The sequence below is a fragment of the Streptomyces sp. NPDC041191 genome, from assembly GCF_055591945.1.
On the sequence record NZ_JBVIZC010000010.1, the window covers coordinates 131,342 to 148,942 of the forward strand.

General features: G+C 72.0%; 15 protein-coding genes and 1 tRNA gene. 13 read left to right on the forward strand and 3 right to left on the reverse strand.

All coding sequences use genetic code 11. From position 1 onward, the window contains the following. Positions 1-2: 2 nt before the first annotated feature. Complete coding sequence (locus tag ACZ6AQ_RS20835; protein ID WP_388692687.1) at positions 3-1,001, reverse strand: SMI1/KNR4 family protein; 999 nt, start codon at positions 999-1,001, stop codon at positions 3-5. A gap of 271 nt (positions 1,002-1,272) precedes the next feature. Between ACZ6AQ_RS20835 and ACZ6AQ_RS20840 the strand changes: the two genes are divergently transcribed. Beyond that, entirely contained in the window at positions 1,273-1,785 is a 513-nt protein-coding gene (locus tag ACZ6AQ_RS20840; RefSeq protein ID WP_468761194.1) for a YwqJ-related putative deaminase, read from the forward strand. A gap of 10 nt (positions 1,786-1,795) precedes the next feature. Beyond that, complete coding sequence (locus ACZ6AQ_RS20845; RefSeq protein WP_468761196.1) at positions 1,796-2,287, forward strand: SUKH-3 domain-containing protein; 492 nt, start codon at positions 1,796-1,798, stop codon at positions 2,285-2,287. Between the two features lie 223 nt (positions 2,288-2,510). Here the strand turns inward: ACZ6AQ_RS20845 and ACZ6AQ_RS20850 are convergent, their stop codons facing one another. Next, positions 2,511-3,845: a sensor histidine kinase gene (locus tag ACZ6AQ_RS20850; RefSeq protein WP_468761198.1), complete on the reverse strand. Its 1,335-nt coding sequence runs from the start codon at positions 3,843-3,845 to the stop codon at positions 2,511-2,513. Between the two features lie 129 nt (positions 3,846-3,974). Between ACZ6AQ_RS20850 and ACZ6AQ_RS20855 the strand changes: the two genes are divergently transcribed. The 8 genes from ACZ6AQ_RS20855 to ACZ6AQ_RS20890 all read left to right on the forward strand — a co-directional run bounded on the left by ACZ6AQ_RS20855 (position 3,975) and on the right by ACZ6AQ_RS20890 (position 10,634). Then, positions 3,975-4,832: a hypothetical protein gene (locus ACZ6AQ_RS20855; RefSeq protein WP_468761200.1), complete on the forward strand. Its 858-nt coding sequence runs from the start codon at positions 3,975-3,977 to the stop codon at positions 4,830-4,832. A 29-nt stretch (positions 4,833-4,861) separates the two neighbouring features. Next, positions 4,862-4,933, forward strand: a tRNA-Gln gene (locus ACZ6AQ_RS20860). Positions 4,934-5,096: 163 nt separating this feature from the next. Next, complete coding sequence (gene glmU / locus ACZ6AQ_RS20865; protein ID WP_468761202.1) at positions 5,097-6,530, forward strand: bifunctional UDP-N-acetylglucosamine diphosphorylase/glucosamine-1-phosphate N-acetyltransferase GlmU; 1,434 nt, start codon at positions 5,097-5,099, stop codon at positions 6,528-6,530. 121 nt (positions 6,531-6,651) lie between these two features. Next, entirely contained in the window at positions 6,652-7,626 is a 975-nt protein-coding gene (locus ACZ6AQ_RS20870; protein WP_388692676.1) for a ribose-phosphate diphosphokinase, read from the forward strand. 237 nt (positions 7,627-7,863) lie between these two features. After that, positions 7,864-8,451, forward strand: a complete 588-nt coding sequence (locus tag ACZ6AQ_RS20875) for a 50S ribosomal protein L25/general stress protein Ctc (RefSeq protein ID WP_468761203.1) — start codon at positions 7,864-7,866, stop codon at positions 8,449-8,451. Positions 8,452-8,556: 105 nt separating this feature from the next. Continuing rightward, positions 8,557-9,153 carry an aminoacyl-tRNA hydrolase gene (pth, locus tag ACZ6AQ_RS20880; protein ID WP_388692672.1) on the forward strand — a complete coding sequence of 199 codons (597 nt, stop codon included), beginning with the start codon at positions 8,557-8,559 and terminating at the stop codon, positions 9,151-9,153. A gap of 39 nt (positions 9,154-9,192) precedes the next feature. After that, entirely contained in the window at positions 9,193-9,636 is a 444-nt protein-coding gene (locus ACZ6AQ_RS20885; protein WP_468761205.1) for a hypothetical protein, read from the forward strand. Positions 9,637-9,806: 170 nt separating this feature from the next. After that, entirely contained in the window at positions 9,807-10,634 is an 828-nt protein-coding gene (locus ACZ6AQ_RS20890) for an LPXTG cell wall anchor domain-containing protein (protein ID WP_468761207.1), read from the forward strand. Positions 10,635-10,701: 67 nt separating this feature from the next. Here ACZ6AQ_RS20890 and ppc read toward each other — a convergent pair whose 3' ends face one another. Further along, the gene (gene ppc, locus ACZ6AQ_RS20895) at positions 10,702-13,443 is read right to left on the reverse strand and encodes a phosphoenolpyruvate carboxylase (RefSeq protein ID WP_468761208.1); all 2,742 of its coding nucleotides are present in this window, start codon (positions 13,441-13,443) and stop codon (positions 10,702-10,704) included. Between the two features lie 239 nt (positions 13,444-13,682). Here ppc and ACZ6AQ_RS20900 point away from each other — a divergent pair, with 239 nt between their 5' ends. The 3 genes from ACZ6AQ_RS20900 (at position 13,683) to ACZ6AQ_RS20910 (ending at position 17,477) form a co-directional block, all read left to right on the forward strand. Beyond that, entirely contained in the window at positions 13,683-14,666 is a 984-nt protein-coding gene (locus tag ACZ6AQ_RS20900) for an acyl-CoA desaturase (protein ID WP_468761210.1), read from the forward strand. Next, positions 14,666-15,352, forward strand: coding sequence for a TetR/AcrR family transcriptional regulator (locus ACZ6AQ_RS20905; RefSeq protein WP_468761504.1), 687 nt, complete (start codon positions 14,666-14,668; stop codon positions 15,350-15,352). Before ACZ6AQ_RS20900 ends, ACZ6AQ_RS20905 begins: the two co-directional genes overlap by 1 nt. Before the next feature lie 391 nt (positions 15,353-15,743). Further along, entirely contained in the window at positions 15,744-17,477 is a 1,734-nt protein-coding gene (locus ACZ6AQ_RS20910; protein ID WP_468761212.1) for an FG-GAP repeat domain-containing protein, read from the forward strand. Positions 17,478-17,601: the final 124 nt, after the last annotated feature.

Genomic DNA, 17,601 nt, shown 5'->3' on the forward strand with positions numbered 1-17,601 from the left:
GCTCACTCCCCCACCGGGACCACGGGCACGGCGCGCGCGAAGCCGCCGTCCACCATCAGGTTCGCCACCGTCTCCAGCTCCGGCGGATTGCCCACGAGCCGCTGGAGGAACGCGTCGAAGTCCGCGCCACAGGGCAGCAGCAACCGCGCCACCCGCTCGTTCACCGTCCAGCCGGCCGCCACCTCGCCGGCGTCCCGCGCGTCGTCGTACGCGCAGAACCACACCGAACCCACCGCGTCACCGCGCACCTTCAGGGCGATCAGGCCGCCCTGCACGAACGCCACGCCCAGGTAGTCCTTCGTCAGGTGGTCACGGAGGCACTTGTTCACGTAGACGAGATCGTTGACCCCGGCCTCCTCCCGCACCGTGAAGAACGGCTGGTCCACCAGGAGCCCCAGCTCCGCGTCGAGCGCCACCCCCACCGGAGCACACCCGCCCGCCGCCTTCAGGAACGAGCGGTACGCCCCCGGAAGCCGGAAGCCCAGGTCCTCCTCGACCCCCTGGAGCTGCTGCTCCGACACCGCCACGTGCCCCTTCGGCAGCCCGAAGTGCGCCGGCCGCGTCTCCTGGAGCGGACGCGTCCCCCGCTTCCCGTGGTCCACGGCCGCCGTCGCGATCCCGCCGTGGTGCCGCAGCAACGCCTTCACCTCGACCGGCACCAGCTCCATCCGCCGGCCGCCCGCCACGTGGTGCCAGGTCCAACCGTGCGGCGTCGCCACCGGCGGAATCGTGTCCCACAGCTCATGACCGGTCGCCGCCATCGCCGCGTTCGCCGACACGTAGTCCGTCAGACGCAGCTCGTCGACGCCGAAACCCTCCGGCGGGTCCGCGATCTCCGCCGCCGCGCGCGCGTACGGCGAGAAATCCGGATACCCGCGCGCGTCCACCCGCACCCCCCGGGGATGCCGGGAAGCACGGACCGGGTCCGGGAAGTGCACGACCTGCCCGGCATAGGCCGCGTTCGGTGGCGCGGTGTCCTGCCCGAGCCGACCTGTCGTCATGGCGGTTGCCCCCTGCATGGCGTCGCTGACTGCTGCTATCGACAGCCGGGGCACTGACCACCGCCGACTGATGCCGCACAGCCTATGCGGTGCCACAAGAGCCCGGACCGGCCCGATCCGGCGGTCACCACCCGTCACGAACCCATGACAGGCACCCCATGATTCCGACACACCGGCGACACGTTCGGCCGCCCCAGCTTCCCCATATGGCTCCCTATTTGGCAGGCTGTCCACGCAACTCGGGGGATTGCAGGAGGGGAAGACCAGCACCATGCGCACAGCGACCACGCCCACACAGGGTGACCCACGCCTCAACTGGAGCAGCAGCGCGGAAGCCACCCGCGCACCCTCGCTGCTCCACCGCCGCGACGGAATCCTCCCCACCGTCGGAGCGGCACTCTCCGTACGCGGGGAGACACTCACCGGCACCGCGAGCCGCGGCGACCGGCCCCCCGTACTGCACCCCCTCGTCCAGGACTTCCTGGACACCCTCGCCACCGGCCAGCGGGAACGGTTCACCGGACGCTGCCCCGAGGCCATCCTGCTCTCCCGGCACCTCACCGCCGTCGACGGCGGACGCTCCAAGCGCGGCCGGCGCAAACCGCTCACCAACGGCGAGGCCCGCCGCTCCCTCCGCCACGCCAAGCTCACCGCCCGGCACATCCGCGAGGACGGCGACCCCCTGCACGGGAGCTACGCCCCGCCCTGCCGCTCCTGCACGGCGATGCTCGCCCACTTCGGCGTCCGCGCCGTCGACCCCACCACGCCTGTCGAGAACGGCTGACCGCACCCCCATGCCCGACCACCTCAGCACCACCCGCTTCCCGGTCAACGTCGACGCCGCACTCCGCGAGGCCGGCTGGCAGCCCGGCCGCTGGGACATCAGACGCGCCGAAGAGTGGGCCGACGCCCTGCGCGCCCACGTCTCCCCCACCGGACACCGCCACCACGTCTTCCCCGCCGCCGTCGAGGCGTGGGCCGAGTTCGGCGGCCTGCGGATCACCGCCCCCGGCCACGGCCGGCAGATAGCGCCCGCCGCCGTGCGCTTCGACCCGCTCGCCGGCCTCCACCTCTCCCGCACCCTCGCCGACCTCGGCCGCGCCCTGGAGACGGAACTCGCCCCCCTCGGGGAGGAGGGCGACCACCAGGCCGTCCTGGCGATGGACGCGGAGGGCCGCGTCTACAGCCTCGACCACGCGGGCGACTGGTACCTCGGCAAGGACATCGACGCGGCCCTGTCGACGCTGGTCACGGGGGCGCGGCCGACCCGCCTGACGGCGGGCTGACGGGGGGCGGCCTCGCGGGGCGCGGCCTCGTGGGGCGTGATCCCGCCGGGCGCGGCCTCGCGGGGCGTGACCTCGCGGGGTACGGAGCTGTACGGCAGACGGGGTCGCGCGGGGAGCGGAGCCGCACAGGAAACAGGAAGCGGAGCCGCACGGGGAGCGGAATCGCGTGGGGAGCGCGTCCGCACCGGGGCCGCACCGGAAGGGCGAGCCGCGCCGGCAAGGACTACGAGGCGGCCGGGCCGCCGCCGGAAGCGGCCGGCAGGACCGCCGACACCTTGAACCCCCCCGCGTCCGTCGGCCCCGACACGAACACCCCGCCCAGCCGGGACACCCGCTCCCGCATCCCCACGAGCCCGTTCCCCCCACTCGGCAGCCGCACGTCGGCGGCCCCCGCGCCCGACGGACACGGACCGTTCTCCACCTGCATCGCGACCTCCGCCTCCCGGTGGGCCAGACGCACCACGACCCCGGCGCCCGCCGCGTGCTTGTGGACGTTGGTCAACGCCTCCTGCACCACCCGGTACGCCGTCCGCTCCACCTCCGGCGGATACCCGCGCACCTCCCCCGTCACCACGAACTCCACGGCCGTCCCCGCGAGCCGCGACTGCTCGCACAGCGCGTCCAGCGCGTCCAGGCGCGGCCCGTCGTCCGCCGCGGCCTCCGCCGCCGCCGCGGCGGCCCTCCCGACCGCCGCCAGCGGCACCGCCGCCGGACCGGCCGGAACGGCCCCCTCCCTCAGCACGCCCAGCATCTCCCGCAACTCCGTCAGCGCCTGCCGCCCCATGTCACCGACGAGCGCCGCGTTCCTCACCGCCTTCTGCGGGTCCTTCAGCGCCACCGCCTGGAGCGCCGCCGCGTGCACCACCATCAGCGACACCCGGTGCGCCACCACGTCGTGCATCTCGCGGGCGATCCGCGTCCGCTCCTCCTGCCGCGCCCACTGGGCCCGCTCCTCGGCCCGGTCGGCGAGCAGCGACAGCTCCTGCTCCAGACTGTCGGCCCGCTCCCGCAGGCTCTCCATGAGCCGGCGCCGCGCCCCTGTGTAGAGGCCGAGGAGGAGCGGCGGCGCGTTGAGCCCGAGGGTCACCAGGAGCGCCGTGACCGGCACGTACCAGCCGCCCGGATCGAACTCCCCCTGCTCGGCGCCGGCCCCGGCGATGTCCTGCCGCAGCCCGGTCACCGTCACGACGAACACGGCCGTCGTGGACATCCCGGCCAGGAGCGCGGTGACCCTGCGCGGCACCTCGGAGGCGGCGAGCGTGTACAGCCCGACGATCCCCATCAGGAAACCCATCTCGGCGGGCGCGACGGCGACCGAGACGAGGACGACGGCGACGGGCCTGCGCCGGCGCACGACCAGCACGGAGCCCACGAGCAGCCCGAAGACCACCCCGAGGGGCACGGGCGTCCCCGCCTTCTCCGCGAACCCGACCCCTTCGAGCCCGCACTCCAGTGCGGACACCACGGCCAGCCCGACGTCCAGGACGACGCCGCGCCGTCTCTCCCACCACCTGCTCCCGACGCCCGTGGCGTCCCGTTCTGCCCCCGTTGCGGTCATGCCCACCACCCTACGGGCGGCCTCGTCCCCGACACGCCCCACGTCAACGCCGCGAACGCCAGTCCCTCGAACTGTTGAATCGGCAGGGTTTTCGACCCGGACGTCCGCATTCCGGACGAGAGTGTTCGCATGACCACCGAGACGAGCCGGTACGCCGACTTCGACGGCCTGCGGGAACAGGCCGTCGCCCTCCGCCGCGAGGGCCTCAGCCTCCGCCAGATCCGCGACCGCCTGAAGATCTACAACAACGACCTCCTCCACCGCCTGGTGAAAGGCGAGCCCGCACCGGAGTGGACCAGACGTCCGAACGCCAAGGACGGCCTCCGCGCCCGCGCCCGGGAACTGCGCCTCGAGGGGTGGACGTACGACCGCATCCAGGCGGAGCTGGGCTGCTCGAAGAGCTCGATCTCCCTGTGGGTACGGGACCTGCCGAAACCGGAACCCCGGTACACCGAGGAGGAACGCCGGGCCCGGATGAACGCGGGTCTCGCCCGTCTGCACGCGGCGCGGGACGAGGAACGGCGGGAGACCAAGCGGCTGGCCCGCGCCTCCATCGGCGCCCTGTCGGACCGAGAGCTCTTCATCGCCGGGGTCGCGCTCTACTGGGCCGAGGGCACCAAGGACAAGCCGTACGGGCGGCGCGAGATCCTCCAGTTCGTCAACAGCGATCCGAACGTCATCGCCCTCTACCTGCGGTGGCTGGACCTCCTGGGCGTCACGCCCGACCGGCTGCGCTTCCGGGTCAGCATCCACGAGCACGCGGACGTCGCGGAGGCCGAGAGGTTCTGGTCGGAACTGACCGGGGCCGACGGCTCTACGTTCCAGAGGACCACCCTGAAGCGCCACAACCCCCGGACCGTCCGGAAGAACACCAGGGAGGCGTACCGGGGATGTCTCGTCGTTTACGTCACGGGAGGCTCGGAGCTTTACCGTCGCATGGAAGGGGCCTGGTACGGCATAGTAGAGGCCGCCGGGGCACGGGACTGACGCTTTGTCCGTTTTGGCCCCATACGCCATCCCCTGTGGTGTAATTGGCAGCACTGGGGCTTTTGGTGCCCTATGTCCGGGTTCGAGTCCTGGCAGGGGAGCTGCACGACGCGGGTCCTGACCTCCACGGTCAGGACCCGCACTCATGTCCGCCTCCCGACCCCCCGGTATCCTTCGTGCGTCCACCACCCAAAGCCGAAGGGCAGTCTCGTGAGCGCCAATCTCCCCCAAGTTCTCGGCTCCGCTCGAACAGGGGAGACCCCCTTGGCAGCCGTCGTCGTCCTCGCAGCGGGTGAGGGCACCCGCATGAAGTCGAAGACCCCCAAGGTCCTGCACGAGATCGCCGGGCGTTCGCTCGTCGGGCATGTCGTGTCCGCGGCCCGCGAGTTGGAGCCCGAGCACCTCGTCGTGGTCGTCGGGCACGCCCGGGAGCGGGTGCGGGGCCACCTGGAGGAGCACTACGCCGGGACCCGGACCGCCGTCCAGGAGGAGCAGAAGGGCACCGGGCACGCGGTGCGGACGGCCCTGGAGGAGCTGGGCGAGGCGCCCGGGGGGACCGTCGTGGTCGTCTGCGGCGACACCCCCCTGCTGTCCGGGGAGACCCTGCGCGCCCTGGTGGACACCCACGCGGCCGACGGGAACGCCGTCACCGTGCTGAGCGCCGAGGTGCCGGACTCCACCGGTTACGGGCGGATCGTGCGGGACGCCGGGACCGGCGCCGTGACCGAGATCGTCGAGCACAAGGACGCCTCCGAGGCGCAGCGCGCGATCAGGGAGATCAACTCGGGCGTCTTCGCGTTCGACGGGAAGCTGCTCGCCGAGGCGCTGGGCCGGGTGCGGACCGACAACAGCCAGGGCGAGGAGTACCTCACCGACGTGCTGTCGATCCTGCGCGAGGCGGGGCACCGGGTCGGCGCCTCGGTGGCCGCCGACCACCGCGAGATCCTGGGCATCAACAACCGGGTGCAGCTCGCGGAGGCCCGTGGCCTGCTGAACCGCCGGCTCCTGGAGCGGGCCATGCTGGCGGGCGTGACGGTGGTGGACCCCGCGTCGGTGTTCGTGGACGTGACGGTGACGTTCGAGCCGGACGCGGTGGTGCTGCCCGGTACGCAGCTGCTGGGCGCCACGCACGTGGGCGAGGACGCGGTGGTGGGCCCGAACACGCGCCTGAAGGACACCCGGGTCGGCCGGGGTGCCCGGGTGGACAACACGGTGGCGGATTCGGCCACGGTCGGGGACGGCGCCTCGGTGGGTCCGTACGCGTACCTGCGTCCGGGCACGAACCTGGGCGCGAAGGCCAAGGCGGGTACGTACGTCGAGATGAAGAACGCGACGATCGGCGAGGGCACGAAGGTCCCCCACCTGTCGTACGTGGGGGACGCGACGATCGGCGAGTACTCGAACATCGGTGCGGCCAGTGTCTTCGTGAACTACGACGGCGAGACCAAGCACCACACGACGATCGGGTCCCACTGCAAGACCGGATCGGACAACATGTTTGTGGCTCCGGTCACGATCGGGGACGGCGCCTACACCGCCGCCGGGTCCGTGATCACCAAGGACGTGCCGTCCGGCGCCCTGGCCGTGGCCCGTGGCCAGCAGCGGAATATCGAGGGCTGGGTGGCCCGGAAGCGTCCCGGGAGCGCCGCCGCGCAGGCCGCCCAGGCCGCCTCGGAGGGGTCCGCCGGCGAAAGCTGACCGGAAACGAGTGCGTCGAACTCGGCGTACCGTGATACGTGCACACAAATTCGGCTGGTTCGCTCACGCGCCCGGAAGCGCGGGGACCGCGGCCAGAGAACACGTCTGAGGAGACAGTGCTGTGACCGGGATCAAGACGACCGGCGAGAAGAAGCTGATGCTCTTCTCCGGCCGCGCCCACCCCGAACTGGCCGAGGAGGTCGCGCACCAGCTGGGTGTCGGCCTCGTTCCCACCAAGGCGTTCGACTTCGCCAACGGTGAGATCTACGTCCGCTTCCAGGAGTCGGCGCGCGGCGCGGACTGCTTCCTGATCCAGAGCCACACGGCTCCGATCAACAAGTGGATCATGGAACAGCTGATCATGATCGACGCTCTGAAGCGGGCCTCCGCCCGGAGCATCACCGTGATCATCCCGTCGTACGGGTACGCCCGCCAGGACAAGAAGCACCGGGGTCGCGAGCCGATCTCGGCGCGTCTGGTGGCGGACCTGCTGAAGACGGCGGGGGCGCACCGGATCCTGACGGTGGACCTGCACACGGACCAGATCCAGGGCTTCTTCGACGGCCCGGTGGACCACCTGTCGGCGCTGCCGGTGCTGGCGGACTACGTGGGTGCCAAGGTCGACCGTTCCAAGCTGACGATCGTCTCCCCGGACGCGGGCCGCGTGCGGGTCGCCGACCGCTGGTGCGACCGGCTGGACGCGCCCCTTGCGATCGTGCACAAGCGGCGCGACAAGGACGTCGCGAACCAGGTGACCGTGCACGAGGTCGTCGGTGACGTGAAGGGCCGCGTGTGCGTCCTGGTGGACGACATGGTCGACACGGGCGGCACGATCTGCGCCGCCGCCGACGCGCTCTTCGCGCACGGCGCCGAGGACGTCATCGTGACGGCCACGCACGGCATCCTGTCGGGTCCCGCCGCCGACCGGCTGAAGAACTCGAAGGTGAGCGAGTTCGTGTTCACGGACACGCTGCCGGTGCCGGGCGGTCTGGAGCTGGACAAGATCACGGTGCTCTCGATCGCGCCGACGATCGCGCGCGCGGTGCGCGAGGTCTTCGAGGACGGTTCGGTGACGAGCCTCTTCGAGGAGCACTGAGCCGGAAGCACGTCACGGAAGGGCCGTCCCCCGGGTGGGGGCGGCCCTTCCGCCCGTCCCGGTCTGATCCATTTGGGCGGTCCGGTGGCGGCGGGTAGACTGCCGGAGTTGCTCGGCGAGGGAGGCTGTACCCGTAGGGGTCACGGCGGTCCGTTATCGACGCGCTCTTCGTAGCAGGCCATCGCCAGTCGTGGCCGGGTGACCTCTTTTCCGTCACCTTCCCACGAGGAGTGCACCATGTCCGAGGTCAAGCTCGCCGCTTCCGTCCGCACCAAGTTCGGCAAGGGCGCGGCCCGCGCGATCCGCCGTGACGGCCAGGTCCCCGCGGTCGTCTACGGCCACGGCTCGGAGTCGGCGCACGTGACCCTTCCGGCCCACGACCTGGCCCTGGCGCTGCGCACGCCGAACGTCCTCCTCTCCCTGGACGTCGAGGGCAAGACCGAGCTGGCGATCCCGAAGGCCGTCCAGCGCGACGCCATCAAGGGCTTCCTGATCCACGTCGACCTGCTGCTCGTGCGCAGCGGCGAGAAGGTCACGGTCGAGATCCCGGTCCAGACCGAGGGTGAGCTCGCCGCCGGCGGCAACCTGCTGGAGCACGTGCTCGGCACCCTGTCCATCGAGGCCGAGGCCACCCACCTCCCCGAGGCCGTCACGGTCTCCGTGGAGGGCCTGGAGGCCGGTGACTCCATCCTCGCCAAGGACATCGCGCTCCCGAAGGGCTCGTCCCTGGTGACCGACGCCGACGCCGTGGTGATCCAGGTCCTGGCCGCGCAGGCCGAGGAGCCGGCCGCCGAGGGCGAGGCCGCCGAGGGCACCGAGGCCTGAGCCACGGGCTCTGCCATGTGACGGGGTGACGGGCCGGACGGCCCGTCACCCCGTTTTCCCTTGCGGGGGTACGGACCTGTACGGACACGAGGAGACCTGACGCACATGACGGACGACGCCAACGCGCCCTGGCTGATCGCGGGCCTCGGCAACCCGGGGCCGGAGTACGCGGGCAACCGCCACAACATCGGCTTCATGGTCGTGGACCTGCTCGCGGAGCGGATGCGCGGCTCGTTCAAGCGGGCGCAGAAGGCGCAGGCGCAGGTCGTGGAGGGCCGGATGGGCCCGCCCGGTCCTTCGAGCCGCCGGGTGGTGCTGGCGAAGCCGATGTCGTACATGAACCTGTCGGGCGGTCCGGTGACGGCGCTGCGCGACTTCTACAAGGTGCCGGTGGCGCACGTGGTGGCGGTCCACGACGAGCTGGACGTGGACTACGGGGTGCTGCGGCTGAAGCGGGGCGGCGGCGACAACGGGCACAACGGCCTGAAGTCGATGACGAAGGCGATGGGTCCCGAGTACCACCGGGTGCGGTGCGGGATCGGGCGTCCGCCGGGCCGGATGCAGGTGGCGGACTTCGTCCTGAAGGACTTCTCGTCGGCGGAGCGCAAGGATCTGGACTGGTTCGTGGACCGGGCGGCGGACGCGGTGGAGTGTCTGGTGGCGGAGGGTCTGGAGCGGGCGCAGTCGGCGTACAACTCCTAGGGAACACCCGTACGGGGTGCGGCTGTACGATCGCGGGTCATGACGCACGTCCGTAACGCCGCCGTGGCCCTGGTCGCCCTGCTCCTCGTCGTCGCGGGCGTGTGGTCCTCGTGGGGCTCCGCCCAGCACGTGCTGTTCGCCAAGGGGCGTGAGCACGGGACGCTGAGGGTGGTCTCGTGCGGCGAGGAGAGGTGCGAGGGCCGGTACGTTCCGGAGGACTCCGGTCCGGGGCGCCGGACGCTGACGGTCGGGCGTTCGGTGGCGGCGGAGCCGGGGGAGACGATTCCGGTCGTGGTGAAGCCGGGCACGGACGAGGGCGTGCGGACGGGCTGGGGCGGTGGTCTGCACGCCTGGCTGCCGCTCGGCGGGGCGCTGCTCCTGGCGGCGCCGCTGGTGGGCGGCGGGCTGCGGCTGTCGCGGACGGCGTGGTCGATGGCGGGTCTGGGCGGGGCCCTGCTGGTGGCGGCGTTCTTCGCGCTGTGAGGGGTTCCTCCGGTCGCGGCGGGGCGTTCTCCGGCCGCTCTGCCCGGATTTCGCCGGTACCTGGCGCAATCGTTATGGGCCTCCGGCTTAAGGCCCGCTTAAAGCGGCGGATAGGCTGCCCCCGCCACCTCCCACGGCATCATCCTCATCCCACAGATGGACGACCGCACATGCGACGCACCCTCATATCTTCCGGCGCGCTCGTCGCCGCCGTAGCGGGTTCCCTGATCCTCGCGCCGGTGGCTTCGGCGTCGGGCCAGACGTACGACCTCAAGCTGCACCAGAAGACGCCGATCACGGCTGCCTCGTACGAGCAGGGCAAGTGCCCGAGCAGCATCCCGGCCGACAAGGACGGCTGGCACTTCGTCATCCCCGGCAACGGTGTGAACTTCGTCGAGCTGACGGTTCGGTTCGACGACGGCGCCCCGATCACGATCAAGGACTTCGGCCCGCCGAAGGACGACCACGCCTACGTGGCCTCCGAGCGCGGTGCCAAGCTGACCTCCGCGGTCGCCGTGGTCGACGGCAAGGTGAAGCAGGGCTTCTTCAACCTGTCGCACACCTGCGCGGCGAGCGTCGCCCCCACCCCGTCGACCACCCCGTCCGAGACCACCCCGGGCACGCCGACCGGCACCCCGTCGACCACCCCGTCCGAGACCACCCCGGGCACGCCGACGGGCACCCCCTCCGGCACGCCGTCCGAGACCGTTCCGGGCACGCCGACCGGCACCCCCTCGGGCACGCCGTCCGCGACCACCCCGGGCACGTCCGCGTCCCCGACCGGGACCCCGGGCGCCTCCGAGACCCCCGGCGGCACCGAGTCGCCCTCCACGACCGCCCCCGCGGGCGGGAACGGCGGCTCGGCCACCCCCGGTGAGGGCGACCTCGCCGAGACCGGTGCCGGCGCCCCGATCGGCATCATCGCCGCCGCGGCCCTGGCCCTCGCGGCCGCCGGCGCGGTCCTGGTGACCCGCCGCCGCAAGGCCCAGCAGCACTGACGCACCCCGTCACGACGGAAGCCCCCGCCGGAGTCCCGGCGGGGGCTTCCCCGTGTGCGGAGGGGGGTCAGCCGGTGTTGCGCAGGCCCGCGGCCACGCCGTTCACCGTGAGGAGCAGGGCCCGCGCGAGCAGCGGGTCCGGGTCCTCGCCGCGCTCGGCGTCCGCGCGCTGGCGGGCGAGGAGGGCGACCTGGAGGTAGGAGATCGGGTCGAGGTAGGCGTCGCGGATGGCGAAGGTCTGCTGGAGGACCGGGTTGGAGTCGAGGAGCTTCTCGCCGCCGGTGATCCTGAGGACCTCGGCGACGGTCAGCTCGTGCTCGGCCCGGATGGTGTCGAAGACGTGCTTGAGGCCGTCGGGGACGAGGGTGTCGACGTAGTGGCGGGCGATCCGCAGGTCCGTCTTGGCGAGCGTCATCTCCACGTTGGAGAGGAAGTTGCGGAAGAAGTGCCAGTGCTCGTACATCTCGGCCAGGACCGAGGCGCCCTCCTGCCCCGTGCCCCCCTCGCGCAGGGCCTTGAGGCCGGAGCCGACGCCGTACCAGCCGGGGACGATCTGGCGGGACTGGGTCCAGCCGAACACCCAGGGGATGGCGCGCAGTCCGTCGAGGCCGGCGCCGGAGTCGGGGCGGCGGGAGGGCCGGGAGCCGAGGTGCAGGTCGGCGAGCTGGTCGACGGGGGTCGCGGCGAAGAAGTACGCGGGCAGGTCGGGGTCCTCGACCAGCCCTCGGTAGGCGGTGTGGGCGGCGTCCGAGACGGTGTCCATGGCCGCGTCCCAGCGGGCGAGGGCCTCGTCGGACTGGCGGGGCGCGGTGTGCAGGGCGGACGCCTGGAGGGTGGCGGCGACCGTCAGCTCCAGGTTCTCCCTGGCCAGGGACGGGATCAGGTACTTGTCGGAGATGACCTCGCCCTGCTCGGTCACCTTGATCTCGCCCTCCAGGGTGCCCCAGGGCTGGGCGAGGATCGCGTCGTGCGAGGGGCCGCCGCCGCGGCCGACGGTGCCGCCGCGGCCGTGGAAGAGGCGCAGGCGGACGCCGTAGCGGTGGGCGACGTCGCGCAGGCGGCGCTGGGCGCGGTGGATCTCCCACTGGCTGGTGGTGATGCCGCCGAACTTGGAGGAGTCGGAGTAGCCGAGCATGACCTCCTGGACGTCGCCGCGGAGCGAGACGAGGCGCCGGTAGGAGGGGTCGGCGAGCATCTCGTCGAGGATGACGTCGGCGGCCCTGAGCTCGTCGGTGGTCTCCAGGAGCGGCACGATGCCGATCTTGGCCCAGCCGCCGTGCAGGTCGATCAGGCCGGCCTCGCGGGCGAGGACGGCGGCGGCGAAGACGTCGTCGGCGCCCTGGCACATGGAGATGATGTACGACTCGACGACCTCCGGGCCGAAGCGTTCGAACGCCTCCTTGACCGTGTGGAAGACGCCGAGGGTCTTGGCTCCGGCGGCGTCGAGGGGGGCCGGGGTGGGGGCGAGGGGGCGGCGGGAGCGCAGCTCCTTGGCGAGCAGCTTGCGCCGGTAGTCGCGGGGCATGTCCGCGTACCGCCAGGATTCCTCGCCCAGGCGGTCGAAGAGCTGGCCGAGGGCGTGGTGGTGGGCCTCGGCGTGCTCGCGGACGTCCATGGTGGCGAGCTGGAGGCCGAAGGCGGAGAGGGTGCGGATGACCCGTTCCATGCGGCCGTCGGCGAAGAGGCCGCCGCGGTGCTCGCGCAGCGAGGTCTGGATGAGGGTGAGGTCGTGGAGGAGTTCGGCGGTGCCGAGGTAGTCGCGACCCTCCTGGTGCGGGGTGCCCTGGGCGAGGCGCTCGCGGGTGTTGACGAGCTTCTGCCGGATGCAGGTGGCCTTGAGCCGGTAGGGCTCCTCGGCGTTGAGGCGCTTGTAGCGGGGGCTGATCTCCGGGAGGAGGTCCAGGTCGCGCCGGAGGGAGTCCAGGAGTTCCTGGGTGGCGCCGGTGTAGCGGATGGAGTGGGAGAGCAGGCCGCGCAGGAAGTCGATCAGTTCGAGGGCGTCGGTGATGCCGTGCTCGTGCTGGAGGATCAGGACGTCCCAGGTGACCTGGGGGGTGACGTTGGGGTTGCCGTCGCGGTCGCCGCCGATCCAGGTGCCGAAGGTCAGCGGGCGGGTGCCGGCGGGCAGCTCGACGCCGACGCGTTCCAGCTCGGCGGCGAGGTCCTCCAGGACGTCGCCGACGGCGTTGGCGTGCAGCTCGTCGAGGTAGTAGACGGCGTTGCGGGCCTCGTCGGCGGGCTCGGGGCGGACCACCCGCAGTTCGTCGGTCTGCCAGATGAGGTCGATGTTCTCGGCGAGGCGCAGGTCGGTGCGGCGCCGGTCGCTCCGGGCGACGGGGGTGTCCAGGAGGACCGCGATCCGGCGGAGCTTGTTGAGGACGGAACGGCGGGCGGCCTCGGTGGGGTGGGCCGTGAAGACGGGCCGTACGTTGAGGTTCCTGACGGTCTCGCGGACGTGTTCGGGGTCGCCGTCCTTGAGCATGTCGGCGGTGCGGGCGAGGAGGCCGCCCTCGGCGGCGCGCCTCTCGCGGAGTTCGCGGCCGCGGTGGACCTGCTCGGTGACGTTCGCGAGGTGGAAGTAGGTGGAGAAGGCGCGCACCAGCTTGGCGGCCGTCTCGAGTTCGACGCCCCGGAGCAGTTCGGCGGCGGCTTCGCCGTCCTCCCGGGTGAGGCGGCGGACCTTCTCGACGAGGTCGAGGAGTTCCGGTCCTTCCTGGCGGACGAGCGTCTCGCCGAGGAGGTCGCCCAGTCGGCGGATGTCGGCGCGCAGCTCGGTGCTGGCGGTGGGGGTCTGGTCGGCACTGCTCACAGGTGCGGCTCCTTGCAGTGTTTGAGCACGTCTGGAGGTGTTCTGGAGGCTTGCGGACCGCGCTGTCCGACGCACACAGGATAGGTGGCCGTCCCTCCGGTGGCGGCCAGGCCCCTCTCGTGCCCTCTTGCAGCGCGTCACGACGCTGCCATACTTACGACACCGTAGGTTACGGAGGCGTAGCCACAGGTCCGCCTCCGCGCGCGTCGCCCCTTTCCCCTCACCCCCCAGGGAGACCCATGACCATGAGCCCCGAGATGACCTCGGCCACCGGGACGGCGGACGGTTCCGACGTCCTCCCCTCCGCCACGCTGGGCGGTGACAGCAAGCGTTCGGTCGAGCAGGTCACGCTGCTGCTGTTCATCACGGTGCCGTTCCTGGCGCTGCTCGCGGCGGTGCCGCTGGCCTGGGGGTGGGGGGTGAGCTGGCTGGACCTCGGGCTGATGGTGGCGATGTACTACATCGGCTGCCACGGGATCACGATCGGTTTCCACCGGTACTTCACGCACGGGTCGTTCAAGGCGAAGCGGCCGTTGCGGATCGCGCTCGCGGTCATGGGGTCGCTGGCGGTGGAGGGGCCGTTGGTGCGCTGGGTGGCGGACCACCGCAAGCACCACCGGTTCTCGGACGCGGAGGGCGACCCGCACTCGCCGTGGCGGTTCGGCGAGACGGTCCCGGCCCTGATGAAGGGCCTGTGGTGGGCGCACATCGGCTGGATGTTCGACGAGGAGCAGACGCCGCAGCACAAGTACGCCCCCGACCTGATCAAGGACCCGGCGATCCGCGCGGTCTCGCGCCAGTTCGTGCTGTGGACGATCGTGTCGCTGGCGATCCCGCCGCTGGTGGGCGGTCTGGTGACGTGGTCGTGGTGGGGCGCGTTCACGGCGTTCTTCTGGGGTTCGCTGGTGCGGGTGGCGCTGCTGCACCACGTGACGTGGTCGATCAACTCGATCTGTCACGCGGTGGGCAAGCGTCCGTTCAAGTCGCGTGACCGTTCGGGCAACGTGTGGTGGCTGGCGGTGCTGTCCTGCGGCGAGTCCTGGCACAACCTGCACCACGCGGACCCGACGTCGGCCCGGCACGGGGTGCTGCGCGGCCAGGTGGACTCCAGCGCGCGCCTCATCCGCTGGTTCGAGAAGGCGGGCTGGGCCTACGACGTGCGCTGGCCGGCGAAGGCCCGCGTCGAAGCCCGCCGCCGGGCCGCGTCCGCAGACGCGGCATGATGGAAGACGTGGCGATCGAGGGCAGGACCGGCGGGGCCGGCAGCGGCGGAGAGCAGAAGCCCCGGCGCGGGCGGCGGGTGCGGATGACGGGTGCGGAGCGCCGGGAGCAGTTGCTCGACATCGGCCGCACGCTGTTCGCCGCGAAGGGGTTCGAGGGCACGTCGGTGGAGGAGATCGCGGCGAAGGCCGGGGTCTCCAAGCCGGTGGTGTACGAGCACTTCGGCGGCAAGGAGGGGCTGTACGCGGTCGTGGTCGACCGGGAGATGCGCCAGCTCCTCGACGGGGTGACGGGCGCGCTGACGGCCGGGCACCCGCGCGAGCTCCTGGAGCAGGCGGCGTTCGCGCTGCTCGACTACATCGAGAACTACACGGACGGTTTCCGGATCCTCGTACGGGATTCGCCGGTGGCGCAGTCGACGGGCACGTTCGCGTCGCTGATCAGTGACATCGCCACGCAGGTGGAGGACATCCTGGGGCTGGAGTTCAAGGCCCGGGGCTTCGACCCGAAGCTGGCGCCGCTGTATGCGCAGGCCCTGGTGGGCAGCGTGGCGCTCACGGGCCAGTGGTGGCTGGACGTGCGCAGGCCGAAGAAGGCGGAGGTCGCGGCGCACCTGGTGAACCTGGCGTGGCACGGCCTGGACGGCCTGGAGCAGAAGCCGCGGTTGATAGGGCACCGGAAGAGCTGAGGAGCGGGGCCGCGCACCGCGGCTCTCCCGTCGGCGGGGCGGGTCGCCGGGTCGCCCCTTCCCCCTCGGCGGGGCAAGGCGCCGCACCGCCTCTCCCCCCTCGGCGGGACCGATCGCCGGACCGCCTCTCCCCCGCCGGCGGGGCGGGTCGCCGGACCACCGTTCGTTGATCAACTCCCGTTCCGGACAAAAAAGTTACCGGGCGGTCAGAATGTGGTTCCCACCCTCTGGTCCCCGGCGCGAGCGTGGGTAAACTACGGGTCACATTCGGGGGTGGCCCCATCCTCGCGCGATGCCGTCTCCACGCGCCGACAGGCACGTGGGGGCGTTGTTCGAGTGCGCGCGAGTCCCCCTGCGCGATCCCGTCGAACTTCCGATCCCGGGGGGATTCTTGTTCTTCCTTGACTCCGGACGCGCCCGTCGCGTCGCCGCCTGCACCGCCCTCGCGCTCGCCGCGGGCATGCTCCTCGCGGGTCCCGCGTCCGCCGACCTCCCGGCTCCCCGTCCGGCGCTCCGCAAGCCGGCCGGTCCCGCCCTGCGGGTCCCGGCCCCGGTCCCGCCTCCGGCCCCGGCGGGGTCGGGGGGCCGGGCCGCCGGTGTCGCGGCCGCCGGTACCCCGCCGCGCTTCGACCTCGACTTCGACGGCCGCAGCGAACTGACGTTCCGCGACTACAACGGCCAGCCCCGCCTGGTCCAGCTCTCGAGCCCCTCGAGCCAGGTCATCCTCCGTCCCAGCGGTAACGTGTCGTTCGTCAAGGACATCCTCCCGATCGGCGACCAGGACCTGGACGGCAGCGGTCCCGAGCTCCTGGTGCTGTCCCCGGACGGCGACCTCGTCCTGTATCCGAACGTCTTCGGCACCCAGTTGTTCCCGTCCCTCTGGCACGGCGGCGGCTGGCAGATCTACAACAAGATCTTCTCCCCCGGCGACCTCAGCGGCGACGGCCGCGCCGACCTGCTGGCCCGCACGCCCGCCGGCGAACTGTGGGTCTACGTCGCCACCGGCGTGCCCACCGCCCCGTTCGAGGCCCGCCGGAAGATCGGCGACGGCTGGCAGGCGTACGACCAGCTGGTCGGCCTCGGCGACAGCGACGGCGACGGCAGGGGCGACCTCGTCGCCCGCACGCCCGCGGGCGACCTCTACTACTACGGGAGCAGCGGCAGCTCCTCCTTCCTGAAGCCGCGCGTCAAGACCGGGTACGGCTGGCAGGCGTACACCCAGATCTTCGCGGCCGACGACGCCAACGGCGACGGCATCGGCGACGTGTACGCCCGGGACGCCAACGGCACGCTGTGGGCGTACGCGGGCGCGGGCGGCGGCCACTTCGCCCCCCGTACGCAGTCGAGTCCGGTCGGCGCCTGGGGTGCCGGCATCGCCCAGGTGGGCGGCGCGGGCAACGTCCCGGCGCTGGGCAAGGAGGGGTTCGCCGCCCGCGACAAGTCCGGCACGCTCTTCTGGTACAAGTCGCAGGAGACCGGAATCCCGGCGCCCCGCAAGAGGATCAGCGACACCGGCGAGGTCGGCGGCCTCACCCTCTTCGAGGCCAACTCCCTCGACGCCGACGGCATCTCCGACACCCTGGAGATCTACCAGAACCACCTCTACGGCCCCAACGCCGACTTCGGGGGCGGCTGGGGCGTCTACAACCACCTGGTGGGGCCCGGTGACCTGAACGGCGACGGGCGCGGCGACCTGCTGGCCCGCGACGGCGCCGGCGACCTGTACCTCTACCGTTCCAACGTCTACGGCACCGCGTTCAGTGCGCGCCTGCGGATCGGCGGCGGCTGGGGCGCGTACGACCGGATCGTCGGCTCGGGCGACTACAGCGGCGACGGGCTGAACGACCTGGTGGCCCGGGACAGGTCCGGGACGCTGTGGCTGTACCGGGGCACGGGCCGGGCCGACCAGGTGTTCAAGCCCCGCACGCAGGTCGGCACCGGCTGGAACGCGTACACGCGTCTGGTGGCGCCCGGCGACCTCACGGGCGACGGCAAGGGCGATCTGCTCGGGACCGCGCCCAACGGCGACCTGTTCCTCTACAAGAGCACCGGCGAGGCGGCCCAGCCGTTCAAGGCGCGCGTCAAAGTCGGCTACGGCTACCAGATCTACGACGCCCTGTACTGAGGCGCGTGAGGACGCGCGGGCGGCGGGGGGGGGGATCGGGGTCCGGATCTGACGCAGCCGGAAAACCCGTTTTTTCCTCATCCACGGACAGAGGTACACTCCCCTACCACCCGGGAGGTGGTCA

Excerpts from the sequence above, each read along its gene's own strand:
- ACZ6AQ_RS20835 (WP_388692687.1), bottom strand. The coding sequence starts at position 1,001 with ATGACGACAGGTCGGCTCGGGCAGGACACCGCGCCACCGAACGCGGCC.
- ACZ6AQ_RS20840 (WP_468761194.1), top strand. The coding sequence starts at position 1,273 with ATGCGCACAGCGACCACGCCCACACAGGGTGACCCACGCCTCAACTGG.
- ACZ6AQ_RS20845 (WP_468761196.1), top strand. The coding sequence starts at position 1,796 with ATGCCCGACCACCTCAGCACCACCCGCTTCCCGGTCAACGTCGACGCC.
- ACZ6AQ_RS20850 (WP_468761198.1), bottom strand. The coding sequence starts at position 3,845 with ATGACCGCAACGGGGGCAGAACGGGACGCCACGGGCGTCGGGAGCAGG.
- ACZ6AQ_RS20855 (WP_468761200.1), top strand. The coding sequence starts at position 3,975 with ATGACCACCGAGACGAGCCGGTACGCCGACTTCGACGGCCTGCGGGAA.
- ACZ6AQ_RS20875 (WP_468761203.1), top strand. The coding sequence starts at position 7,864 with ATGTCCGAGGTCAAGCTCGCCGCTTCCGTCCGCACCAAGTTCGGCAAG.
- pth (WP_388692672.1), top strand. The coding sequence starts at position 8,557 with ATGACGGACGACGCCAACGCGCCCTGGCTGATCGCGGGCCTCGGCAAC.
- ACZ6AQ_RS20885 (WP_468761205.1), top strand. The coding sequence starts at position 9,193 with ATGACGCACGTCCGTAACGCCGCCGTGGCCCTGGTCGCCCTGCTCCTC.
- ACZ6AQ_RS20890 (WP_468761207.1), top strand. The coding sequence starts at position 9,807 with ATGCGACGCACCCTCATATCTTCCGGCGCGCTCGTCGCCGCCGTAGCG.
- ACZ6AQ_RS20900 (WP_468761210.1), top strand. The coding sequence starts at position 13,683 with ATGACCATGAGCCCCGAGATGACCTCGGCCACCGGGACGGCGGACGGT.
- ACZ6AQ_RS20905 (WP_468761504.1), top strand. The coding sequence starts at position 14,666 with ATGGAAGACGTGGCGATCGAGGGCAGGACCGGCGGGGCCGGCAGCGGC.